Raw genomic sequence first — 24,050 nt, 5'->3', positions numbered from 1 at the left:
AGCGTTCTCCTTACGCGATCAATGCAAAATGGTCGGTCACCGCGCGAGTGACCCAAGTGTGTGCCTGGCCCAGGTAGTGCGCCGGGTCAAGCAGGCGATCCAATTCAGCCGCTGATAGCTCGGCGGTCACGTGCGGTTCGTCCGCGAGTACCGCGCGCAAATGGCGGCCCTCTGCGACGGCGCGCTTGCAACATTGCTCCAACAGATGGTGCGCGGTGTCGCGGCCCAGGCGCTGGGCCAGCACGATACTGACGGCTTCGGCCAGCACCAGGCCTTGGGTCAGATCGAGATTGTGCGCCATGCGCTCAGCGTCGACTTCCAGCCCTTCGCTCACCACCAGCGCGTGCTTCAAGGCGCCGGACACCAACCGGCAAATCTGCGGCAAGGTTTCCCATTCCGCGTGCCACAGGCCCAGGCTACGCTCGTGCTCCTGAGGCATGGCGCTGAACATCGTCGCCACCAACCCTGGCACACGGGTGGCGGCGCTAATCAGCACCGCGGCGCCCACCGGGTTGCGCTTGTGCGGCATAGTCGACGAACCGCCCTTGCCTGGCGCCGAAGGCTCGAACACTTCCGCCGCTTCGGTCTGCATCAGCAGGCTGATATCGCGGCCCACCTTGCCGAGGCTGCCGGCGATCAGGCCGAGCACGCTGGCAAATTCCACCAATCGATCCCGTTGGGTGTGCCAGGGTTGCTCGGGCAAGCTCAGTTGCAACTCAGCCGCCAAAGCTTCGGCCACCGGCATAGCGTGTTCGCCCAGCGCCGCCAAGGTGCCGGATGCGCCGCCGAATTGCAGCACCAGCAAGCGCGGTTTCAACTCGGCAAGGCGCTGGCGACTGCGCGTCACCGCCCCCAGCCAACCGGCGATTTTCATTCCCAGGGTGACCGGCGTCGCGTGCTGCAACCACGTGCGCCCGGCCAACGGCACGCCGGCATAACGTTGGGCCTGCGCAGCGAGAATCTCGCCCAGCTGCGCCAAGTCCGCTTCGATCAATTCCAAAGCACGCCGTAATTGCAGCACCAAGCCGGTATCCATCACGTCCTGGCTGGTCGCACCCAAGTGCACGTAACGTTCGGCGCCGGCATCTTCACTGGCGATCAACTTGCCCAGCGCCTTCACCAGCGGAATCGCCGAGTTGCCTGCCGTGGCAATCGCCACGCCGAGGGCATCCACGTCGTACAAAGACGCCAGGCACGCCTGAGCAATCGGAGCGACGGCGGCCTGCGGAATCAACCCGACCTGGGACTCGGCCCGGGCCAGCCCCGCTTCGAAATCCAGCATGCCCTGCAGGCGTCCCTGGTCGCAGAACACCTCAGCCATGCTGTCAGCGGTGAAGTAAGCGTCGAACAATTGGTTGCTCGTGCGCAGTGTCATAACTCATCCCTTACAAATCGTGGTGCAAGTACGCCGCCTCTTTCGGCAGGCGCAAGCTAAACAGGAAGGCCACCGCCATCATCACGGTGACATACCAATAGAAGGCGTTTTCCAGGCCGATGGATTTGAGGCTCAGCGCGACGACTTCTGCCGAACCACCAAACACCGCATTCGCCACCGCATAGGCCAGGCCCACGCCCAACGCACGCACCTGCGGCGGGAACATTTCCGCTTTGACCAGGCCGCTGATGGAGGTGTAGAAGCTGACAATCGCCAAGGCCAGGGTGATCAGCACAAAGGCCAGGAACGGGCTGCTGACGGTTTTCAAGGTCAGCAGGATCGGCACGGTGCACAGGGTGCCGAGCGCGCCGAACCACAACATGGAATTACGCCGGCCGATCTTGTCCGCCAACATGCCGAACAAAGGCTGCATGCACATGTACAGGAACAGCGCGCCGGTCATGATGTAGCTGGCCGTCTTGGCATGCATCCCGGCCGTGTTCACCAGGTACTTCTGCATGTAAGTGGTGAATGTGTAGAAAATCAGCGAGCCACCCGCGGTGTAACCCAGCACCGTGATAAAGGCTGCCGTGTGGTTGCGCAGCAATGCGCGAATGCTACCGGCGTCTTTGTGCTCACGCATTTCCTTGGTGGTGGTCTCTTTCAAGGTGCGGCGCAGCAGTAGAGAGATGAGCGCTGCGACGGCACCGACCACAAACGGAATCCGCCAGCCCCAGGCGCGCAGTTCATCTTCGCTGAGGAATTGCTGCAGGATCACCACCACCAGCACCGCGAGCAATTGCCCGCCGATCAAGGTCACGTACTGGAACGAGGCAAAGAACCCGCGCTGGCCCTTGAGGGCCACCTCACTCATATAGGTGGCGGTGGTGCCGTACTCGCCGCCCACCGACAAACCCTGAAACAGGCGCGCCACCAACAGCAGCGCAGGTGCCCAGATCCCGATGTCTTTGTAGGTCGGCAAAAACGCAATAACCAGCGAGCCGGCGCACATCATCAGCACCGAGATCATCATCGAATTTTTTCGGCCGTGCTTGTCGGCCAAACTGCCGAACACCCAGCTGCCAATAGGTCGCATCAGGAAACCGGCAGCGAACACCCCGGCGGTGCTGAGCAGTTGTACGGTGGGGCTCTCCGACGGAAAAAATGCCGGGGCAAAATAGATCGCGCAGAAGGCATAGACATAGAAGTCGAACCACTCGACGAGGTTGCCGGAGGATGCGCCGACAATGGCAAAAATCCGTTTGCTGCGTTCTTCTCCGGTGTAGTGAATCGTTTTTGTTGTCATGTTTTTTCACTCAGTGGAAACGGTTATAGCCTAGACATACTTTGCAACAACCATGTTCCGCAAGCAGACTTTTCGATATTTGATGATCGTTCCCACGCTCCGCGTGGGATGCCTCTGCTTCCCACACAGAGCATGGGAACGATCAGATCTCAAGCCAACTCAATAGTCGAAGAACACCGTTTCCTTATCTGTGCCCTGCAAAACCACATTCCACTGATACACACCGCCTGCATCCGTCTTGGCAATCAACGTGCTGCGCCGCTCAGCAGGCACACACGCCAACAACGGGTCATCCGCGTTCAACGCCTCACCGTCAAAATAAATCCGCGTCAGCAAGTGCTTCACCAACCCACGCGCAAACACCAACACCACCAGATGCGGCGCCTGGGTCGTCCCCGCCAGCCCTGGCACGCTGCCCGGCTTGATGGTGGTAAAGCGAAAACGCCCTTCGGCATCCACCGGCACGCGGCCAAAGCCTTCGAAGTTGGGGTCGACGGCTTTGTCCTGTTCATCTTCCGGGTGGTCGTATTTGCCGGCGGCGTTGGCCTGCCAGACTTCGAGCATGGCGTCGTTGACGACATCACCGTTGCCATCCACCACTTGCCCGCTGATCGCCACGCGCTCGCCCAAGGTCGCAGGCACGGTCAGGTCTTCGCGGTTCAGCCAGGTCAGGCCGATGTGGTAATACGGCCCGACGGTGTGGGACGTGGTCGCATAGAGTGTCATCTCATTTCTCCATCGGCGTGGCGTCGCGGCCGCGCAGGACGATGTCCCAGCGGTAGCCGAGGGCATAGGAAGGAATGGTTTTTTCCAGGTCGAAGCTGGCGATCAGGCGCTGCTTGGCCGAGGTGTCCGGCACACAGTTGTAGATCGGGTCGTATTCCAACAGCGGGTCGCCGGGGAAGTACATCTGCGTGACCAGGCGGGTCAGCACGCTTGGGCCGAACAGCGAAAAATGGATATGCGCCGGGCGCCACGCATTGTGGTGGTTGCCCCACGGGTAGGCGCCGGGCTTGATGGTCTGGAACTGATACCCGCCATCGGCGTCGGTCACGGTGCGGCCGGTGCCGGTGAAGTTTGGGTCCAGCGGCGCGTCATGCAGGTCGCGCTTGTGGTTGTAGCGGCCGGCGGCGTTGGCCTGCCAGATCTCCACCAGAATGCCCGGCACCGGCAGGCCATTCTCATCCAGCACGCGGCCGTGAATGATGATGCGTTCGCCCACAGGCTCGCCTTCATGCTGGGCGGTCAGGTCATTGTCCTGCTCATTGACGCGCTCGGCGCCGATGCTCGGGCCGGTGATTTCCGACAAGGAATGCGGCAGGAACACCAACGGCTGGGACGGCGAACGCAGGTTCGTCGACTGGTAGGCCGGGTGCAGGTAATCAGGTTGAGTGCCCGCTTGCGGGCGCCGATATCCGGGCTTGTCACTCATGGAGCAATCCTCTCTTATTAGATGCGTTCAATCGCCAGGGCCAAGCCTTGGCCGACGCCCACACACATAGTCGCCAGGCCTTTGCGGCCGCCGGTTTTTTCCAGTTGGTGCAGTGCCGTCAATACCAGCCGTGCGCCGCTCATGCCCAGCGGATGGCCGAGGGCAATGGCGCCGCCGTTCGGGTTCACCTGCGGGGCGTCGTCGGCGATGCCCAACTCACGCAGCACCGCGAGGCCTTGGCTGGCGAAGGCTTCATTGAGTTCGATGACATCAAAGTCGGTGACCGCCAGGCCGAGGCGTTCCACCAGTTTGCGCACCGCCGGCACCGGGCCGATGCCCATCACTCGCGGCGCGACACCGGCACTGGCCATACCCAGCACACGGGCGCGGGCGGTCAGGCCATGTTTCTTTACCGCGTCGGCGCTGGCCAGTATCAGTGCCGCCGCACCATCGTTCACGCCGGAAGCATTACCAGCAGTGACAGTCTTGTCTGGGCCATTCACCGGCTTGAGTTTAGCCAGAGCTTGCAGAGTGGTGTCGGCGCGCGGATGCTCATCCTGCTCGACCACGGTCTCGCCTTTTTTATGCGCGACGCGCACCGGCACAATTTCTTCGGCAAAGAACCCGGCGGCTTGCGCGGCGGCAGTCCGTTGCTGGCTACGCAGCGCGAAGGCGTCTTGGTCGGCGCGGGACACGTTGTAGTCGTCGGCGACGTTATCGGCGGTCTGCGGCATGGCATCCACACCGTATTGGGCCTTCATCAACGGGTTGATAAAACGCCAGCCGATGGTGGTGTCTTCCAGCGTCATGTTGCGTGAAAACGCTGCGTCGGCCTTGCCCATCACAAACGGCGCACGGGACATCGACTCGACGCCACCGGCAATCGCCAGCTCCATTTCGCCGCTGGCGATAGCGCGGAAGGCGGTGCCGATGGCGTCCATGCCCGAGGCGCACAGACGGTTGAGGGTCACCCCGGGAATGCTTTGCGGCAGGCCCGCCAGCAACAGCGCCATCCGCGCGACGTTGCGGTTGTCTTCACCGGCCTGGTTGGCACAACCGAGGAACACTTCGTCGACGGCGCTCCAGTCCACAGACGGGTTACGTTCGATCAGCGCCTTGATCGGCAGTGCCGCCAAGTCATCGGCGCGCACCGTGGACAAACCACCGCCAAACCGGCCGATGGGCGTGCGGATGGCATCACAGATAAATACGTCACGCATCAGGCGTCTCCTGGCGCTTGGCCATGGGCGGCGGCGGTGCGGGCTTCGAGATCACGCAGGGCCGTCAGTTCGACGTCCGTCGGTTCGTCGGTGGTGCTTACGTGGTCTGCAAACCGAATTGCCCAACCGGTGGCCGCGACCACTTGCTCGCGCGTCACGCCAGGGTGCAGCGCGGTGACCACGAATTCATGGCTGCCCTCTTCCGGCTCCATGATGCACAGGTCGGTAATAATCCCTACGGGACCTGCGCCCGGCAGGCCCAAGCGTTTACGTGAATCGCCGCCTTCGCCGTGGCCGACCGAGGTGATGAAGTCCAGTTTGTCGACAAACGAACGCGCCGACTGCTTAAGGATGATCAGCACGCTCTTGGCCGAGCCGGCAATCTCCGGCGCGCCGCCGGCACCCGGCAAGCGCACTTTGGGCTGATGGTAATCGCCAACCACGGTGGTGTTGATATTGCCGAACCGGTCGACCTGGGCCGCGCCGAGAAAGCCCACGTCGATGCGCCCGCCCTGCAGCCAGTAGCGAAAAATCTCACCGGTCGGCACCACGGTGTCAGCGGTTTCCGCCAGCTCACCGTCGCCGATGGACAACGGCAGTACGCTGGGCTTGGCACCAATCGGGCCGGACTCGTAGATCAGCACCACATCGGGCGATGAGGTCAGGCGCGCCAAGTTGGCGGCCTTGGAGGGCAAGCCGATGCCGACGAAGCACACCGAGCCGTTCTTGAGGCGGCGCGCGGCGGCGACGGTCATCATTTCATTGGTCGAGTAAGCCATTACTTGGCCTCCTGCGCGGCGGCCAGCTTGGCCTGGAATTCACTGAAGTCGGCGGTGCCGTGGATGTATTCGTCGATCCAGGCGGTAAAGGTCCCACGGTCGCGGGCGATCGGGTCCCACGCCTGGTAGAAGCGGTTATCACGCTCGTTGTAGCCGTGGGCGTAGGACGGGTGTGCGCCACCGGGTACATGGCACACCGCCGTCAGCGCCCAGGTCGGCAGCACGCAGCTGTTCATCGGTGCATTCAGGTCGTCGACGATTTCTTCGACGGTGACGATGCAGCGCTTGGCCGCCAACGCCGCTTCCTTCTGCACACCGAGAATGCCCCAGAGCAACACGTTGCCCTTGCGGTCGGCCTTCTGTGCGTGGATCACGGTGACGTCCGGGCGCACCGACGGCACTGCCGCCAGCACTTCGCCGGTGAATGGGCAGGTCACGGTCTTGATCAGCGGGTTGACCTTGGGCAGGTCGGAACCGGCGTAGGCGCGCAGCACGGCGAACGGCAGGCCCGATGCACCGGCAACGTAGGCATTCGCCAGGTCGGCGTGGCTGTGCTCTTCGATCTCCAACGGTTGCGGCCAGTGTTTTTCCACCGCATCACGCAGGCGATGCAAAGAGCCCACGCCGGGGTTGCCGCCCCAGGAGAAAATCAACTTGCGCGCGCAGCCGGCACCGATCAACTGGTCGTAGACCAGGTCGGGCGTCATACGCACCAGCGTCAGGTCTTTCTTGCCCTGACGAATGATTTCATGACCCGCTGCCGTAGGGATCAAATGGGTGAAGCCTTCCAGTGCGACGGTGTCGCCGTCATTCACGAATTGCTTCACCGCGTCACGCAGCGCAAGAATTTCAGCCATGGGGGTTGGGCTCCCGGTGTTGATCGAAAAAGGCGCTGAGGTGGCGCCGAAGTGCTTGAAGATTAAGCCGGGGCAATGGGTCGAACAATCCGATAATCGACTAAGTGTTCGATTATCGAACAGATTGTTGTCTAGCTAATCTTTTGTGCAAAACCGTCAACTCAACTGGGCACGGACAATGTGGGAGCTGGCTTGCCTGCGATTGCATCAACTCGATTTACCTGTTGGGCCGAGTCGTCTGCAGCGCCGCCCACAAAATGGGGTCAGGCCTCAGGTCGCATCCGCATGGCTGACCATGCCTTTGATCAACACGGCTGCCGTGGCCAATGCGGCTGGAATCACCAGTGCAGTCAGCACTTGCTCGAAGTTCCAGCCCAGGCCCAGCAACGTCGCGCCCATCCACGCACCCAGGATCGCGCCGAAGCGGCCGATGCCGAGCATCCACGACACACCGGTAGCGCGGCCCTGGGTCGGGTAGAAGCGCGCGGCCAGGGACGGCATCGCCGATTGCGCGCCGTTGACGCACATGCCGGCCACCAACACCAAGGTCGCCAGTACCGTGATATTGCCCAGGCTCTGCCCTACGGCGTAGGCAAACACCCCGGCCAGCAGGTAAAACGTGCCGATGACTTTGTGCGGATTGAAGCGGTCCATCGCCCAGCCCACGCCGACCGCACTCAGCACACCGCCGAACTGGAACAACGCACCGATAAACGCGGCCTGCTCCATGCTGGCGCCGCTGTCGCGCATCAGGGTCGGCAACCAACTGGTCAGCAGGTACACAATCACCAGGCCCATGAAGTAGGTGAGCCACAGCAATAAGGTGCCGGCGCTGTAGGTACCGGAGAAGATCACCGCAAACACGTTGCGCGCCTTGACGGTTTTTTGCTCGGGCACGCTGAAGCTGGTGGCTTGGGCGACGAGGTTGGGCTCGATGGGTGACAAGGTCTTGCGCACTTTGTCGGTGCCGCGGTTGCGCACCACCAGGTAACGCGCCGACTCCGGCAGCCACACCAACAGCACCACCGTCAGGATCAACGGCAGGATGCCACCGATCAGCAGCAGGCTGTGCCAGCCGAACGCCGGGATCAGCTTGGCGGAAATAAACCCGCCACCGGCCATGCCCAGGTTGAAACCGCAGAACATGCTGGTCACCAGCAACGATTTGTGGCGCTCAGGGGTGTATTCGGACAGCAGCGTGGTGGCATTCGGCATGCCCGCGCCCAGGCCCAGCCCCGTGAGAAAGCGCAATACCAGCAACTGGTCGACGTTAGTGCTGTAGGCCGAGGCCAGGCTGAACGCGCCAAACACCAACACCGCACTCACCAACACCACTTTGCGCCCGAAGCGGTCAGCCAGCGGTCCGGAACCCAGCGCGCCGAACACCATGCCGATCAACGCGGCACTCATCACCGGGCCGAGACTGGCGCGGTCAATGCCCCAATCCTGGGACAGCGCGGGGGCGATAAAGCCCATGGCCGCGGTGTCGAGGCCGTCGAGGAAGACGATGAGGAAACACAGGATCACCACGCGCCACTGATAACGCGACAGTGGCTGGGCATTGATAAAGGACTGCACGTCCAGGTTGGTACCGACAGAGGGTTGATTCATTATTTTTATTTCCACACCGATGGCGGGCTGACGACCTGAGGTCGTCATTACTTATTATTGGGCGGCGCTAACAGCGCTGCCGCACATTAATAAGCCAGGGGAATCACCGTCAATTGATCAAGCCGGGATCTGTGCGGTCACCGAACACTTAGGCAAACAGCTGCGCACTCAACTCGCGGCTGGCGCTGAGCATGCTCGGCAGGAAACGTTGCTCAAGCTCACTGCGACTGACCCTTCCCGCGTGGGTACTGACATTCAGCGCGGCCAACACCTGGCCGGACGCGTCGTACACCGGCACGGCGATGGAGCGCAGGCCCTGCTCCAGTTCCTGGTCGACGATGCACCAACCTTGCTGACGCACTTGTTGCAGGCATTCGAACAAGGCTTCGGGGGTGGTCAGGGTGCGGCTGGTCTTGGTTTGCAGGTCAGCGTGATCGAGGTAGTCCTGCAGCGAGGCATCGTCCAACGCCGCGAGCAGGATACGGCCCATCGACGTGCAATACGCCGGCAAGCGCCCGCCCACCGACAGGTCCACGGAAATCAGGCGCTGGGTGGTGGCGGAACGGGCGATATAGAGAATGTCGTCGCCTTCCAGGGTCGCCATGTTGCAGGCTTCGTGCAGTTGTTCGCTCATGCGGTCCAGGTACGGCTGGGCTGAGACCGCCAAGGGCGTGGAGGATAGGTAGGCATGGCCCAAGGTCAGGACTTTGGGCAACAGCGAGTACGTACGCCCATCGGTGGTGGCGTAACCGAGCTTGATCAAGGTGTGCAGGCAACGGCGCACGGCGGCGCGGGGGATTTCGGTGCGGTGGCTGATTTGGGCGATGGTCAGGTGGCGCTTGCGCTCCTGAAAGGCCTGCACCACGGCCAGGCCACGGGCCAGGGAGGTCATGAAGTCCGGATCACCGGTAAACGCCTGGATGCGCTTGGCCGGGGAAGCCACGATCGGCGGCGCCACTGACGCGAAGGAGTTGCGCAATTGATCGTTCATTTCAGGGTCCTTTCTCTTATTTTCAACCGCTGGGAGGGTTGGCCGCTATTACAAGCCGCGCAGACATTGATGTACAAGGCGGGGCCGGCAACATTGGGCGATTATCGGACGATCATTCGATTATCGCAATTTGCGCGACACGTCACGTTTTCACCCGCGCCGTAGGATTTATCAAGTGAATAAGTTGGAGTAATCATGCTGACATTTAGAAGAGTACAGATTTTAAAACGCTGACGTTTCCAAAGACTGACGCCTGCATGTAACAAAAGCCTCACTCGGCGTTGACGCTTTTTAACTTCACGGTGATAGTGTTATTCAAATGCGCCGCTATAATGCAGCGTGTGCAGAGGTCAGCCCGGTACCACAATCGGGATTAGAGCTCGCCAGACGTTGCGGGCTGTATGCAGCGTCGGTCACAAGTAGTCGCTAAAAGTTTTGCCCTCCGGCCCCTCTTTCAAACTTGGACGGCTGCACTGTTCAATGTGAAATAACCCGAGGACGGCTTTCAGGCATGACGCTGCACAATCTATAAACTCAACTCAATTAGGTAACACTGTGACGAAAGACGAACTGCGCGCGGAACTTGAGCGCCAGGAGCAACGTTACAAGGACGTTTACGGCGGGGAAGTCACCACCTACGCCGCCCAGCCTGAGCCTGAGCGCAAGCCATGGCGCAAGCGAGCCAGCTTGCTGGATCAGGCATTTGCCCAGGAAATCCAAAAGATTGAACAGGAACTCAAAACAGAAGAGCCATAAGCGCTTCGATTTGGGCTTCAAGGTTTTGCCACCACTGCTGGCGCATTGCCAGTGGTGGGCAGCCTGATTTTCGCCAGGCTCCTACCACCCCTAGCGAAATTTCGTACAAATGTTTCAAACGTCACATTTCGGTCAGAAAAAACCGTCTTTACGAGACCTCGCTTTATAAATCAAAGACTTGCCAAAGCCCCGAAAACCCTGGGATGCGTGCCTGTGCGTCATGATTTTTCAGTGAAGATTGTTACCGATGAGCAGCTAATGCATCGATTACTGAGGTTTTCTGGCATAATCGCGCCCCCTTACGAACGGGTCAGAAAACCTTCATGATCGATTTATTCAGCGGACTGGATGCTTGGGTTCTAGTGAGCCTGTTGCTCGCCCTCGCCTTTGTCCTCGCCTTCGAGTTCATCAATGGCTTTCATGACACCGCTAACGCGGTGGCCACAGTCATCTATACCAAAGCCATGCCGCCGCATCTGGCCGTGTTCTTCTCCGGGGTGTTCAACTTCCTCGGCGTGTTGCTCGGTGGTGTGGGTGTCGCCTACGCCATCGTGCATTTGCTGCCGGTGGAGTTGCTGATCAATGTGAACACCGGCCATGGCTTGGCAATGGTCTTCTCTTTATTGGCCGCGGCGATCACCTGGAACCTGGGTACCTGGTACTTCGGTATCCCCGCCTCCAGCTCGCACACCCTGATCGGCTCGATCCTCGGCGTGGGCCTGGCCAACGCCCTGATCAACGATATTCCCCTGGCTGACGGTGTGAACTGGCAGAAAGCGATCGATATCGGCGCGTCACTGGTGTTCTCGCCGATGGCCGGTTTCCTGGTCGCAGCCCTGGTGCTGCTCGGCCTGAAATGGTGGCGCCCGCTGTCGAAGATGCACAAGACCCCGGACCAGCGCCGCAAGGTCGACGACAAGAAGCACCCGCCCTTCTGGAACCGCCTGGTCCTGGTGATTTCGGCGATGGCCGTGAGCTTCGTGCACGGCTCCAACGATGGCCAGAAAGGTATCGGCCTGATCATGCTGGTGTTGATCGGTATCGTGCCGGCGCAGTTCGTACTCGACCTGGGCAGCACCACCTACCAGATCGAGCGCACCCGTGACGCCACCGTGCACTTGAGCCAGTTCTACCAGCGCAACAACGCCACGCTTGGCGAGTTCCTGGCACTGGGTAAAAGTGTTAAGGATGACCTGCCGGGCAAGTTCCGGTGCAACCCGCAGCAGACGGAGCCAACCATCAGCGCGCTGATGGACACGTTGAAAGGGGTTTCCGACTACCACTCGTTGACCTCTGATCACCGTATTGAAGTGCGCCGCTACCTGCTGTGCCTGGACGACACTGCGAAGAAAGTCGGCAAGCTGCCGGGCCTGGATGCGCGTGAGAAGTCCGACCTGGACAAGCTGCGCAAAGACCTGACCGCCACTACCGAGTACGCGCCGTTCTGGGTGATCCTCGCGGTCGCACTGGCCTTGGGCCTGGGCACCATGGTGGGCTGGAAGCGCGTGGTGTTGACCATCGGTGAGAAGATCGGCAAGCAAGGGATGACGTATGCCCAGGGCATGTCGGCGCAGATCACCACGGCGTGCATGATCGGCCTGGCCAACATCTTCAGCCTGCCGGTTTCCACGACTCACGTGTTGTCTTCGGGTGTTGCCGGGACCATGGTTGCGAACAAAAGCGGCCTGCAAGGTGGCACGGTGAAGACCATTCTGATGGCTTGGGTATTGACCTTGCCGGCGACTGTGGGCCTGTCGGCCGGGTTGTTCTGGCTGGCTTCCAAGGCGTTGGGTAGCTGATAGGCTGAGGCTGAGAAAGAAGGCGCGATCTCTTTGGGGGTCCAGGGATGTACTCGCTACAACAAAAAACGCAGCCCAAAAAAAAGGGCGACCGAAGTCGCCCAAAATGCCTTGCGTGCTCATGTAACCCAGAAGAACTTACGGTTCTTTACGCTTATTAGCGTCCTTCCAGATAAAAATCCCAAATCCTACAAAAAACAGCACCATGAGGCTGACAGTCAACACTCCGGCAAACACCACATTATCGAAAAACATGACCGGCCTCCTGCTCGTGCCCTGTTGCGATAGGGCTAAGTTAACGGAGAAGGCCGAGTGGAAAATTGACGGGGATCAATGTCGCCCGCAACGGGGCGTAAAGAAGGGCAATAACTGACCTGCATCAACAGATTCAGGTCAGTTCATCGCTTTTTCGGCTTGTTTTTCGACTTTTTCTTAACCTTGCCCAGTGGCATCGCCTGTTCAAACGCCTGGCGAACTTCATTCAGGCGTTTGTCATTCAGGTCATGCACACGTTTGGCACGTTCGGCATTCAGGTCGACCAGCTTGTCGTCATCACTCATGGCTTGGCTTACGTAGTGGCGGGAATACCTCAATAATGCGGCCTCCCCCGCCCGACGGCAAATACCGGGATAAAAATCCCCAACGCGCCCCACCCATTGGCTTACTTATCGCGCTCAAACGTGATGATGGAACGCGTGATCCCCGGCCAGTTCGGCATTTGCCGCCAAGGCGTCAGCACTTCAAGCGTGTCGCCCTCGATGTGAAAGTCGCGACACTGCACCGTGCCGACCCACTCCGGGTTCCAGGCAGCATCGACTTGCGTGCACCATTGGTTCCCCTCGACCCGCTCAATACCGGTGTAGGCAACCAAGGTACTCAACAGCGCTGATTTTTCCGCGTCCGTAGAGCCCGCCTGCCTTCCCTCGCCGGTCAACACGAACGCCACCCGATGATCCGCCGTAAAAATAACCCGGCCGGCAGGACTGCTGCCCATCGCGGGGATTTTCTTACGGGTCTCCTGAGATTCGACCTGATAACCGATCAGCTTCCAGGCGCCGACCAGCGGTGATTCACTCGCTGCTGCGGCCCCGCAAAGGCCGACAGCCATGGCCAACCCGATCACATTTGCCTTCATAGGGTTTTTCATCGCTCTACCGTGTCAAAAAAAGACACAAAGCTTTGCGCACTACTGCCCGAGGGGATGTAAGAAATATCGACTAGCTTCGACAGCAGAATCAGAGGGCGACAAAAGGTAGGACATCGCCCAAAATCGAAACTTCCCCCTTTTCTGTAGGCGCATTCAGTTGGCACTGCACAATGACCTTCCGCCGCTGCTGGCCCTGCGCGCTTTCGAAGCCGTGGCGCGGCACTTGAGTTTTATCAAGGCGGCGAACGAGTTGTCGGTCACCCAGAGCGCCCTCAGCCACCAGGTGCAAAAACTCGAACAGCATCTGGGCAAACCGCTGTTTATCCGACGCACCCGAGCGATTGATCTGACCGCCGATGGCCAACGTTACTACGCCGAAATCCGCCCCGCCCTCGACGCCATCGCCGCCGCCACCCGCGCCCAGAAAGTAGCACCCAGTACCACCGTGCTTCGCGTCGGCCTGCTGGCATCCTTTGCTACCCTGTGGCTGGCGCCGCGCCTGGCCGGGTTTCTCAACCGTTACCCGCACATCCAGGTGGAGTTGCTGCCGGCGATTCAGTTTGCCAACGTGGCCGCCGCCGAGGTCGACCTGGCCATCCGTTACGGCAAGGGTGATTGGCCCGATGTACAGGCCACGCGGCTGATGCCTGAGGTGATCTCGCCGGTGTGCAGCCCGGCGTTCAAGGCCAGCCAAGTGCACAACGGCGCATTATTGATGGCCACCTCGCACCGCCCGTTCGAGTGGACCGATTGGTCCGCGCATTATCAAGTCGACCTCGAGCGCCACCCCCGCGTGATGCTGCACGACTACAACATCGTGGTCGAAGCCGCCGTGGCCGGCCAGGGCATCGCCATGGGCCGCCACTGTTTGATCGAACGCAAGCTGCAGGACGGCAGCCTGGTGGAAGCCTTCGACTGGCCGCCCTATCACAGCGAAATCGCCTACTGGCTGATCGCCCCCCAAGGCCCCGCCAGCGATGCGGCCGAATGCTTCAGCCAGTGGTTGAAGGAAGCCTGCAGCGACGCATAAGTTTTTTAGATACGTCAGATGAGATCTATCCGTTTGTCGCCCATCGTCGCAACCAACATGCTGAAAACCTCTCAACCCTCGAGGATTCAACATGAGCGACTCCATCCGCCAACGCCTGCAAGCCCTTGGCCTGACGCTGCCTACGCCCAGCCAGCCGGCGGCCAATTACATCAATCATGTGATCAGCCAGAACCAACTGTTCATCTCCGGGCAAATTCCCATGGTCGAAGGCAAACCCGCCTACGTCGGGCGGTTAGGCGACACCCTCAGCGATGAAGAAGGCGTCCAGGCGGCGGAACTCGCGGCGCTGGGCCTGCTCGGGCAGTTAAGCGATGCAGTGGGTGATGACCTGTCGCGTGTGGTGCGCATTCTGCGCCTGGGTGTGTTCATTGCCAGCAGCGGCGACTTCCAGCACCAGAGCGTGGTCGCCAATGGCGCATCAAACCTGGTGGTCAACGCCCTCGGCGACAAAGGCCGGCATGTGCGCACCGCCGTGGGTGTTTCCAGCCTGCCGGCCGGTGTGGCCGTGGAGGTTGATGCGATTTTCGAGTTGCAGCCGTGAGCCCGCTCGACGTCCAGCACCTACGTGACGACACGCCCGGCTGCCAGTCGGGCATCGTGCATTTCAACCACGCCGGCGCCTCGCTGCCCAGCCAGGCAACGCTCAATGCGATCATCGACCAGCTGCAACGCGAAGCCCGCGACGGCCCGATGGAAGCCAGCGAGCATGGCGCCATCCTCGTCGAAAAAGCCCGGCGCGCAGCCGCGCAATTGCTCAATGCGCCAACCGCGTCGATAGCCTTTGCCAGCAGCGGCTCAACCGCCTGGAGCATGGCATTTCAGGCACTGGGCCCATGGCAACCGGGCGAGCGCATTCTGGTTGGTCGTCATGAATGGGGCGGCAACCTAGCGAGCATGCAACTGGCGGTGCAAGCGGGGGCGCGGATAGAAGTCATTCCCTGCGATGCAACCGGCGCAGCCTGCCCGGTGGCGTTGGCGTCGATGATCGATGCCAACGTCAAGCTGATCGACCTGACTTGGCTGCCGGCCAACGGTGGGCTGATCAACCCCGCCCAGGCGATCGGCGAAGTGGCCCGGCGTCACGCCATCCCCTATTTCATCGACGCCGGCCAAGCCGTCGGCCAATTGCCGGTGGATGTGCAAGCGCTGCACTGTGATGTGCTCAAGTCGGCCGGGCGCAAACACCTGCGCGGGCCACGCGGCACCGCGTTGTTGTATGTGCGGCCGGAGTTTCTCCAGCGGCTGAATCCCGCCCAGCGCGACGTATTTTCGGCGCCATGGAGCGCCGAAGGCTACAACCTGCGCGACGACGCACGGCGCTTTGAAACCAGCGAAGTGTCGTTTGCCTTGTTGGCAGGCTTGGGCAATGCGTTGCAGGAGGTTAATCGACTGGGCGTGGCGCGGACGTGGGAAAGGGTCTTGCAGCTCAGCGAGGGAATCCGTGAAGCGTTGCGTCAGATTCCGGGAATTTCCCTGCATGATTTAGGCGCGAGTCACTCAGGGCTGATCGCCTTCAACCTTGAGGGTTGGGACGCCTTTGAACTCAAGCGGCGCCTGGGATTGCAGCGCATCAATATCGGCGCGAATGGCGTGGCGTATACGCCGTTGGACATGCAGGCGCGTGGCCTGAGCAGCATTGCACGGATTTCGGTGAGCCCGCTCAACACCGAGCGCGACATTGAAGTGCTGATCGCGGCGCTGCGCGAATTGCGCGATTAAACCTCGACGTCCACCCACAAACCCTGGCGCGGCGCATCTTCGATCAATGGCACCACCGGCACGGTGTTGTCGGCGTTGAGCACATCGCCGGGGATCGCCAAGTGTTCCTCAGGGTCTTCGTCGGCTTCACGCCGGCGTTTCTGCTGTTCCTGCTGGCGGCGTTGTTCTTCGCGCAACAAGAACGTCGACTGCTCGGCGTCGCCCTTCTTAAGGTCGATCGTGCTTTCATTCGAGCCTGGCTGTACTGGCACCACGGGCGGGATATCCGGCTTCTGGCGCACCGGATCAAGTTGCGATGTGACCGGCATAACACTCAAGGGCAGCATGGGTGGCAGCATGGGGTTTAGTCTCCTGTTCAGCAGACTGTCGGCTGCGAGGGTGGCGACTTGAGCACCAAGCCGCCAACTTGTGAACCAATCGTCATCTATAGGGCCAACCTAACACCCTTTTTCTTGCCGCTTGTAGCTTAAAGCTCGAAGCTGCACCTAATCCTTTTGGTCTGGAAGCCGTGTTCCGTTAGAATAGTCGGCTTTTTCACGGCGGGAGTCAGGCAGCATGGCGCAGCAGTATCAACCGGGGCAACGCTGGATTAGTGACAGCGAAGCAGAGCTGGGGTTAGGCACCGTTCTGGCACAGGACGGGCGCTTGTTGACCGTGCTCTATCCGGCCACTGGCGACACTCGTCAGTATGCGCTACGGAATGCGCCCCTCACTCGCGTGAGGTTTTCGCCGGGTGACAGCATCACCCATTTCGAAGGCTGGAAAATGACCGTACAGGAAGTCGACGACGTCGATGGCCTGCTGGTCTACCACGGCCTCAATGGGCAGAACGAGCAGGTCACCCTGCCGGAAACCCAACTGTCCAACTTCATCCAGTTCCGTCTGGCCAGCGACCGTCTGTTCGCCGGGCAGATCGACCCGCTGGCCTGGTTCTCGCTGCGCTACCACACGTTGGAACACACCAGCCGTCAGTTGCAGTCCTCGCTGTGGGGCTTGGGTGGCGTACGTGCGCAACCGATTGCTCACCAACTGCACATCGCCCGTGAAGTCGCTGACCGTATCGCGCCACGGGTATTGCTGGCGGACGAAGTGGGCCTGGGCAAGACCATCGAAGCCGGCTTGGTGATCCATCGCCAGCTGCTGTCGGGCCGCGCCAGCCGCGTACTGATCCTGGTCCCGGAAAACCTGCAGCACCAGTGGCTGGTGGAAATGCGCCGCCGCTTCAACCTGCAAGTTGCGCTGTTCGACGAAGAACGCTTCATCGAAAGCGATGCCACCAACCCGTTCGAAGACACCCAGCTCGCGCTGGTGGCCCTGGAGTGGCTGGTCGACGACGAGAAAGCCCAGGACGCGCTGTTCGCCGCCGGCTGGGACCTGTTGGTGGTCGACGAAGCGCACCACTTGGTCTGGCATGAAGAGAAAGCCAGCCCTGAGTATTCGCTGGTCGAGCAGTTGGCCGAGGTGATTCCCGGCGTGCTGTTGCTCACCGCCACCCCGGAACAACTGGGCCAGGACAGCCACTTCGCACGTCTGCGCCTGCTGGACCCGAACCGCTTCCACGACCTGCACGCCTTCCGCGCCGAGAGCGAGAACTATCGCCCTGTAGCCGAAGCCGTGCAGGAGCTGTTGGATAAAGGCCGCCTGTCGCCGACCGCACACAAGACCATCCAGGGTTTCCTCGGTGATGAAGGTGAAGCGCTGCTCACCGCCGTCAACGATGGCGACACCGAAGCCAGCGCGCGCCTGGTGCGTGAACTGCTCGACCGCCACGGCACCGGCCGCGTGCTGTTCCGTAACACCCGCGCCGCCGTGCAAGGTTTCCCGGAGCGTAAGCTGCACGCTTACCCGCTGCCGAACCCGGACGAATACCTCGAGTTGCCGCTGGGCGAACACGCCGAGCTGTACCCGGAAGTCAGCTTCCAGTCGCAGCCGGACGTTGAGGAAGAAAACCGCTGGTGGCGCTTCGACCCACGCGTCGAATGGCTGATCGACCAGCTGAAAATGCTCAAGCGCACCAAAGTGCTGGTGATCTGCGCCCATGCCGAAACTGCGATGGACCTGGAAGACGCCCTGCGCGTGCGTTCCGGCATCCCGGCCACGGTGTTCCACGAGGGCATGAACATCCTCGAGCGTGACCGCGCCGCCGCTTACTTCGCCGATGAAGAGTTTGGCGCCCAGGTGCTGATCTGCTCGGAAATCGGCAGTGAAGGCCGCAACTTCCAGTTCTCCCACCATTTGGTGCTGTTCGACCTGCCGTCCCACCCTGACCTGCTGGAACAGCGGATCGGGCGTCTGGACCGGATCGGCCAGAAACATGTGATCGAACTGCACGTGCCGTACCTGCAAACCAGCCCGCAAGAGCGCCTGTTCCAGTGGTACCACGAAGCGCTGAACGCGTTCCTCAACACCTGCCCGACCGGCAACGCCTTGCAGCATCAGTTCGGCCCACGCCTGCTGCCGCTGTTGGAAAACGCTGACGACAGCGAGTGGCAAGCCCTGATCGACGAAGCCCGTGCCGAGCGCGAGCGTCTGGAGCAGGAGCTGCACACCGGCCGCGACCGCTTGCTGGAGCTCAATTCCGGCGGCGCCGGTGAAGGCGATGCGCTGGTGGAAGACATCCTGGAGCAAGACGACCAGTTCGCCCTGCCGATCTACATGGAAACCCTGTTCGACGCCTTTGGCATCGACAGCGAAGACCATTCGGAAAACGCGCTGATCCTCAAGCCCAGCGAAAAAATGCTCGACGCCAGCTTCCCGCTGGGCGACGACGAAGGTGTGACCATCACCTACGACCGTAACCAGGCGCTGTCGCGCGAAGACATGCAGTTCATCACCTGGGAACACCCGATGGTGCAGGGCGGCATGGACCTGGTGCTGTCCGGCTCGATGGGCAACACCGCCGTGGCGCTGATCAAGAACAAGGCGCTCAAGCCAGGCACCGTGTTGCTCGAACTGCTTTACGTCAGTGAAGTGGTTGCACCGCGCTCGTTGCAACTGGGCCGCTACCTGCCACCGGCCGCGTTGCGCTGCCTGTTGGATGCCAATGGCAATGACCTGTCCGGGCGTGTGTCGTTTGAAACCCTGAACGACCAACTGGAAAGCGTGCCACGCGCCAGCGCCAACAAGTTCGTCCAGGCCCAGCGCGACCAACTCACGCCGCGCATCAATGCCGGCGAAGAGAAGATCACCCCGCGCCATGCCGAGCGTGTGGCCGAGGCCAAGCGCCGTCTGGCGGCGGACACCGACGAAGAGCTGGCACGCCTGACCGCGTTGCAAGCGGTCAACCCGACCGTGCGCGACAGCGAGCTGGTTGCCCTGCGCCAACAGCGCGAGCAAGGGTTGGCCATGCTCGACAAGGCGGCGCTGCGACTGGAAGCGATTCGGGTGTTGGTGGCGGGCTAATCACTGCCCTGCACTGCTAAAAAGAAGGCCCGCGCAATGCGGGCCTTTTTTTGTTTGGCTTGCGGGCCTCATCGCGGGCAAGCCCGCTCCCACAGGGGAATGACCAGTGAGATACCTATGCTGCGATGGAGTCACCTCGGTCTCAAGCGGTAGCCGCAGCCGCTGGCACCTCCACCGCCCCCAACCCATCCTTCATCCGCTTGGCATCACGCACAAAACTGCGCGACGCCTGAAACAGAAACAACATGGTCAGGAACAGCGCCACCGGGATCAGGTACATGGCGTCATGCAACCCCACCGCTTTATACGCCTCAGTCATCTGCGCCGCGCCATCGGCATACATGGCCGAATGGGCAAAGTGATCAGACAGCCCGCCCACCACAATCGGCCCCATGCCACCGCCGAGCAAGTACAGCCCGGCAAAGAACAGCGCCATCGCCGTGGCGCGCAGGCGCGGTTCAACCACGTCTTGGATCGCCGTATACACGCAGGTGTAGAAGTTATAGGCAAACAGCCAGCCGACACTGAACAGCGCCACAAACACGCCAATCTCGACTCGCCCGGCATGCAATGCCCAAGCGGTGGTGACGGTGGAGATGATCAGGCTGCACGCCGCGAACAACAGCCGGCCATTGGCGACGCGCTGATGGATCTTGTCGGCAATCCAGCCGCCCAAGGTCAGGCCTACAAGACCGGTGATACCCACAATGACGCCAGTGGCGACGGCCGCATCCTGCAACGGCATCAGGAAGTAACGCTGCAACATCGGCACCAGGAACGAGTTACACGCATAGGTGGCGAAGTTGAAGCACAGTCCGGCCAGCACCAGCCACAGGAAGGTCGGCACCGCCAGCACGCGGCGGATCGGGCGGTCGACGCGCTCCTGGGAGACTTGCACGGTTTCCGCCGCGCCGCGCTTGGGTTCTTTGATATAGAACATGAATACCGCCAGGATCATCCCCGGCACGGCGGCGATGAAGAACGGCGCACGCCAGCTGTCGAACGCCTTGACCATCCAACCGATAGTAAAGAACGCCAGCAACAGCCCCAACGGCAGCCCTAGCATGAAAATGCCCATGGCGCGGGCGCGGCGGTGGGCGGGAAACAGGTCGCCAATCAGCGAATTAGCGGCCGGCGCATAGCTGGCCTCGCCGATGCCGATGCCCATGCGCACCAGCAGGAAAGTCCAGAAACTGCCGACCATGCCGTTGATCGCTGTCAGCCCGCTCCAGGCAAACAGGCCCCAGCCCATCAGTTTGCTGCGCGAGCCGGTGTCGGCCATGCGCCCCAGCGGCAGGCCGGCGATGGCGTAAACGATGGTGAAGGCGGTGCCGATGATGCCGAGCTGGAAGTCGCTCAGGTGCCACTCCATGCGGATGGGTTCGATGATGATCGCGGGAATGGTGCGGTCGAAGAAGTTGAACAAGTTGGCGAGGAACAGCAAGAACAGAATGCGCCAGGCATTCGCCGCTTGGGTCGAGTTCTGCATGGGTCCGTCTCTTTTATTGTTATGAGAGCTGCGATGCCCGATGCATCCTGCCCGGTCTGTGCAACATAGTCAGGCAGGGGGCGGTTGTCTGTAATGATTCGTAAAGCTGATAGGGCATGATTTCACCCGGTATCACGGGACTTTGCCTACAAAAATATAAGTTCGCGCCCCCCTTCCCAACCGCCATGGCACGGATAGAATGGCGAGCCTTCCGTAACACCCCCAATCCTACTTTTCTTATCGATGACGCCCATGTCCGAAGCCAGTCCGTGTCTGAGTTGCGGTGCCTGCTGTTCACACTTTCGTGTGTCTTTCTTCTGGGGTGAGTGCGCCTCATCGGGGGGCACGGTGCCCGATGATTTGGTGGTGCAGATCAATCCCACGCGGGTGGCGATGATCGGTACCGACCAGAAACCCGCGCGTTGCTGCAGCCTTGAAGGTGAAGTCGGTAAGGGCACCCGTTGCACGATCTATGAGCAGCGCTCAAGCCCGTGTCGCGAGTTCGATGCGTCGTGGAGCCAGGGTGAACAGAACGTCGATTGCGATAAGGCACGCGCCGCCTTTGGCTTGCCGCCGCTGCCGGCACCTTTCGAGTTGGACCTGCCGATCAGCGCTTAGCATCAAACGCTATGGCAGGCATGCCAAAATCATTGAGAGCAAAGTGCCATTATTCCTGGCAAATCCCGCGAGGCTTCTATACTCGACGTCATAGGCCATTGTTGCAGGCAATGACGTACTGACTTTGACGGGACATGCTATGGAATGGCTAGGTATGCATTTTTTTACCGAGCTTCCAGATCACGGGCATTTATTACTCAATTGCAGTCATAACCCTTTTCTGGTGTTGCTGGCCTACCTGGTCGCGTGTGCGGCAGGGTTCGGTACGTTGGACATGGCCGAACGCGTCAGCCATGTCGAAGACCCTACCGCCCGGCGCCACTGGCGCTGGGTAGGCGCCGGTTGCCTGGCAGGCGGCATCTGGTCGACTCACTTCATCAGCATGCTGGCCTTCCAGGCGCCTATCGCCATTCATTACGAATTACTCATGACGTTTGCCTCGCTGGTGATCGCCCTGATTGCCTCGCTGTTTGCCATGCAAACCCTCAGTCATGCGCAGTTACGGTTCCATCAGTACCTGTTGGCATCGGTGTGGATGGGGCTCGGCATCGCCTTGATGCACTACGTCGGCATGTCGGCGATGCGCTCCCAGGCCCAGGTGTACTTCGATTCGGGGCTGTTCATGGCCTCGGTCGGCATTGCGATTGGCGCCAGCCTGGCGGCGTTATTGCTGTCGTGCTACCTGCGTAACGGCGCCGGCGTGTTCTATCAACTGCTCAAATACGGCGCCAGCCTGGTGCTGGGCGCCGGTATCCTGAGCATGCACTTCACCGGCATGGCCGCCATGCAGATGCTGGTGCCCAGCGGGGCTGACCTCGCATTGCCGCTGGACAACAACCCTATTCAGCTCGGCCTGTCCGTGGCGGTGATCACCCTGCTGGTGATCGGCAGCAGCGTCAGCGCCGCCTTGGCGGACAAAAAACTGCAGCACAAGGAGCGTGACCTGCGCCGGGTCAACGCTCTGCTCAGCGAACTTGACCAGGCCCGCGCATCACTGCAACAGGTGGCCCATTACGATGCGCTGACCAGCCTGCTTAACCGCCGGGGTTTTAACCAGATCTTTGCAGAGAAGGTCGCAGAAAAAACCACTTACAACGGCATGTTGGCGGTCATCTTCCTCGACATCGACCACTTCAAGCGCATTAATGACAGCCTCGGACATGACGCCGGTGACCTGTTACTCACCGTGCTGGCCGGGCATATCAAAAGCTCGGTGCGCAGCCATGACGACGTGGTCGCACGGTTTGGCGGTGATGAATTCTGCATCTTGATCAACATTCACCATCGCGACGAAGCGCGGCACATGGCGCAGCGCATCATGCAGAAAATGAAGGAGCCGGTTGAATTGGCGGGCCGGCGCATGGTGATGACCACCAGCATTGGTATCAGCCTGTTCCCCGACGATGGCCTGACCTGCGAAGAGCTGCTGAAGACCGCCGACCTGGCGCTTTACCAGTCCAAGGACGCCGGGCGCAACAGCCTGAACTTCTTCAGTTCCAACCTTAAAACCCGCGCCTTCATGGAACTGCAATTAGAAGAGGAATTGCGCGCGGCCCTGCGCGGGCGTAACGAATTGGTGCTGTTCTATCAGCCAATTTTTGACATGAAGCTAGGCAAGGTCACGCGCCTGGAAGCCCTGGTGCGCTGGCAGCATCCGCAACACGGCCTGCTGGCCCCCGAGCGGTTTATCAGCATCGCCGAAAGCAACGGCTTGATTGCCGATCTGGACCACTGGGTGTTGCGCCAGGCCTGTCACGATTTGAGCCTGCTGTCCGACCGTGGCTACACCGAGCTGACCATGGCCGTGAACTGCTCGGCCCTGAACCTGGTTCGTGATGAGCTGGCGGATGAAATCGAAGCCGCCTTGCGCTTCGCCGGGATTGGCGCCAACCGCCTGGAACTGGAAGTCACCGAAAACGCGCTGATGGGCAATATCAGCAGCACCCTGGCGCTGTTGCGGCAAATCCGCGCCTTGGGTGTGTCGCTGGCCATTGATGATTTCGGCACCGGCTACTCATCGCTGGCTTACCTCAAGCGCCTGCCGCTCAATACCTTGAAGATCGACCGTTCATTTATCCAGGACATCCCCAAGTCCACCGCCGATATCGAGATCGTCCAGGCGATCATCGGCATGGCCCACACCCTGCACCTGCAGGTCGTCACCGAAGGCGTGGAAACCCAGGCGCAATTCGAACTGCTGCTCAAACATGGCTGTGATTTTGTTCAGGGCTACCTGCTAAGCCCGGCGGTGCCTTTCAGTGACATCGTCGGCGTGATCCAGGGCATGCAGATGCGCAACCCGCTCTACCCGTTCAGCGTGGAGGGCAACCGAGAGTCCCCTGCGCCGAAAGACCCCACCCCAGGCCGTATCGGGCCTACGTCTACCGTCAGGCCAATTCGCTGACGCCGAATCTTTGGCATTTCGCCATCACTTGGCTAAAGAACGCCGACGAACGGCCGATTCATCAGAGTCCGGCCCGGATTCCCCTTGAGAAATA

At 60.8% G+C, this 24,050-nt stretch carries 22 protein-coding genes; 8 read left to right on the top strand and 14 right to left on the bottom strand.

Annotation, left to right across the window (positions count from 1 at the left end; translation table 11 throughout):
* Positions 1–10 precede the first annotated feature (10 nt).
* The 9 genes from GJU48_RS06485 to pcaR form a co-directional block, all read right to left on the bottom strand.
* Entirely contained in the window at positions 11–1,375 is a 1,365-nt protein-coding gene (locus tag GJU48_RS06485; RefSeq protein ID WP_094951569.1) for a 3-carboxy-cis,cis-muconate cycloisomerase, read from the bottom strand.
* Positions 1,376–1,385: 10 nt separating this feature from the next.
* A complete protein-coding gene (locus tag GJU48_RS06480) occupies positions 1,386–2,681 on the bottom strand; it encodes an MFS family transporter (RefSeq protein WP_094951568.1) in 1,296 nt (431 codons plus the stop codon).
* Positions 2,682–2,840: 159 nt separating this feature from the next.
* Positions 2,841–3,407, bottom strand: a complete 567-nt coding sequence (pcaG, locus tag GJU48_RS06475; protein WP_094951567.1) for a protocatechuate 3,4-dioxygenase subunit alpha — start codon at positions 3,405–3,407, stop codon at positions 2,841–2,843.
* Position 3,408: 1 nt separating this feature from the next.
* The gene (gene pcaH / locus GJU48_RS06470) at positions 3,409–4,113 is read right to left on the bottom strand and encodes a protocatechuate 3,4-dioxygenase subunit beta (RefSeq protein WP_094951566.1); all 705 of its coding nucleotides are present in this window, start codon (positions 4,111–4,113) and stop codon (positions 3,409–3,411) included.
* 17 nt (positions 4,114–4,130) lie between these two features.
* A complete protein-coding gene (pcaF, locus tag GJU48_RS06465) occupies positions 4,131–5,336 on the bottom strand; it encodes a 3-oxoadipyl-CoA thiolase (RefSeq protein WP_176462959.1) in 1,206 nt (401 codons plus the stop codon).
* Entirely contained in the window at positions 5,333–6,112 is a 780-nt protein-coding gene (locus GJU48_RS06460; RefSeq protein ID WP_094951564.1) for a CoA-transferase subunit beta, read from the bottom strand. Before GJU48_RS06460 ends, pcaF begins: the two co-directional genes overlap by 4 nt.
* Positions 6,112–6,969: a CoA transferase subunit A gene (locus GJU48_RS06455; protein WP_094951563.1), complete on the bottom strand. Its 858-nt coding sequence runs from the start codon at positions 6,967–6,969 to the stop codon at positions 6,112–6,114. Before GJU48_RS06455 ends, GJU48_RS06460 begins: the two co-directional genes overlap by 1 nt.
* Positions 6,970–7,239: 270 nt before the next feature.
* Entirely contained in the window at positions 7,240–8,580 is a 1,341-nt protein-coding gene (locus tag GJU48_RS06450) for an MFS transporter (protein ID WP_094951562.1), read from the bottom strand.
* Between the two features lie 148 nt (positions 8,581–8,728).
* Entirely contained in the window at positions 8,729–9,571 is an 843-nt protein-coding gene (gene pcaR / locus GJU48_RS06445; protein WP_025855315.1) for a pca regulon transcriptional regulator PcaR, read from the bottom strand.
* 555 nt (positions 9,572–10,126) lie between these two features.
* On the opposite strand from pcaR, the gene GJU48_RS06440 reads away from it, so the two are divergent.
* Entirely contained in the window at positions 10,127–10,327 is a 201-nt protein-coding gene (locus GJU48_RS06440; RefSeq protein ID WP_003189295.1) for a hypothetical protein, read from the top strand.
* 323 nt (positions 10,328–10,650) lie between these two features.
* Positions 10,651–12,126 (top strand): inorganic phosphate transporter, encoded by a 1,476-nt coding sequence (locus GJU48_RS06435; RefSeq protein ID WP_094951561.1) that lies wholly within the window; start codon positions 10,651–10,653, stop codon positions 12,124–12,126.
* Between the two features lie 138 nt (positions 12,127–12,264).
* Here the strand turns inward: GJU48_RS06435 and ccoM are convergent, their stop codons facing one another.
* The 3 genes from ccoM to GJU48_RS06430 all read right to left on the bottom strand — a co-directional run bounded on the left by ccoM (position 12,265) and on the right by GJU48_RS06430 (position 13,273).
* Complete coding sequence (ccoM, locus tag GJU48_RS25455; RefSeq protein ID WP_017137226.1) at positions 12,265–12,381, bottom strand: cytochrome c oxidase subunit CcoM; 117 nt, start codon at positions 12,379–12,381, stop codon at positions 12,265–12,267.
* Positions 12,382–12,524: 143 nt separating this feature from the next.
* On the bottom strand, positions 12,525–12,686 hold the full coding sequence (locus tag GJU48_RS24835) for a hypothetical protein (protein WP_094951560.1): 162 nt from the start codon (positions 12,684–12,686) through the stop codon (positions 12,525–12,527).
* 101 nt (positions 12,687–12,787) lie between these two features.
* Entirely contained in the window at positions 12,788–13,273 is a 486-nt protein-coding gene (locus tag GJU48_RS06430) for a lipocalin-like domain-containing protein (RefSeq protein ID WP_094951559.1), read from the bottom strand.
* A gap of 157 nt (positions 13,274–13,430) precedes the next feature.
* On the opposite strand from GJU48_RS06430, the gene GJU48_RS06425 reads away from it, so the two are divergent.
* From GJU48_RS06425 to GJU48_RS06415, 3 genes are all read left to right on the top strand, one after another.
* Positions 13,431–14,303, top strand: a complete 873-nt coding sequence (locus GJU48_RS06425) for a LysR substrate-binding domain-containing protein (RefSeq protein WP_094951558.1) — start codon at positions 13,431–13,433, stop codon at positions 14,301–14,303.
* A gap of 91 nt (positions 14,304–14,394) precedes the next feature.
* Positions 14,395–14,865, top strand: a complete 471-nt coding sequence (locus tag GJU48_RS06420) for a RidA family protein (RefSeq protein WP_094951557.1) — start codon at positions 14,395–14,397, stop codon at positions 14,863–14,865.
* Positions 14,862–16,043 (top strand): aminotransferase class V-fold PLP-dependent enzyme, encoded by a 1,182-nt coding sequence (locus GJU48_RS06415; protein WP_094951556.1) that lies wholly within the window; start codon positions 14,862–14,864, stop codon positions 16,041–16,043. The genes GJU48_RS06420 and GJU48_RS06415 overlap by 4 nt, the downstream gene beginning before the upstream one ends.
* On the opposite strand, the gene GJU48_RS06410 is transcribed toward GJU48_RS06415, so the two are convergent.
* The gene (locus tag GJU48_RS06410; protein WP_094951555.1) at positions 16,040–16,381 is read right to left on the bottom strand and encodes an aspartate-semialdehyde dehydrogenase; all 342 of its coding nucleotides are present in this window, start codon (positions 16,379–16,381) and stop codon (positions 16,040–16,042) included. The genes GJU48_RS06415 and GJU48_RS06410 overlap by 4 nt on opposite strands.
* A gap of 217 nt (positions 16,382–16,598) precedes the next feature.
* Here GJU48_RS06410 and rapA point away from each other — a divergent pair, with 217 nt between their 5' ends.
* Positions 16,599–19,445, top strand: a complete 2,847-nt coding sequence (gene rapA, locus GJU48_RS06405; protein WP_094951554.1) for an RNA polymerase-associated protein RapA — start codon at positions 16,599–16,601, stop codon at positions 19,443–19,445.
* A 142-nt stretch (positions 19,446–19,587) separates the two neighbouring features.
* Here the strand turns inward: rapA and GJU48_RS06400 are convergent, their stop codons facing one another.
* Positions 19,588–20,934 carry a spinster family MFS transporter gene (locus GJU48_RS06400; protein WP_094952951.1) on the bottom strand — a complete coding sequence of 449 codons (1,347 nt, stop codon included), beginning with the start codon at positions 20,932–20,934 and terminating at the stop codon, positions 19,588–19,590.
* Between the two features lie 252 nt (positions 20,935–21,186).
* Here GJU48_RS06400 and GJU48_RS06395 point away from each other — a divergent pair, with 252 nt between their 5' ends.
* Positions 21,187–21,552, top strand: coding sequence for a YkgJ family cysteine cluster protein (locus tag GJU48_RS06395; protein ID WP_094952952.1), 366 nt, complete (start codon positions 21,187–21,189; stop codon positions 21,550–21,552).
* Positions 21,553–21,691: 139 nt separating this feature from the next.
* Positions 21,692–23,956 carry a putative bifunctional diguanylate cyclase/phosphodiesterase gene (locus tag GJU48_RS06390; RefSeq protein WP_094952953.1) on the top strand — a complete coding sequence of 755 codons (2,265 nt, stop codon included), beginning with the start codon at positions 21,692–21,694 and terminating at the stop codon, positions 23,954–23,956.
* The last annotated feature ends 94 nt before the right edge of the window (positions 23,957–24,050 follow it).

Origin of the sequence: Pseudomonas sp. IB20 (assembly GCF_009707325.1) — a bacterium.
Classification (GTDB): domain Bacteria; phylum Pseudomonadota; class Gammaproteobacteria; order Pseudomonadales; family Pseudomonadaceae; genus Aquipseudomonas.
Note: the sequence above shows the minus strand (reverse complement) of the source record. Positions and strands in the feature narration are given on the sequence as shown.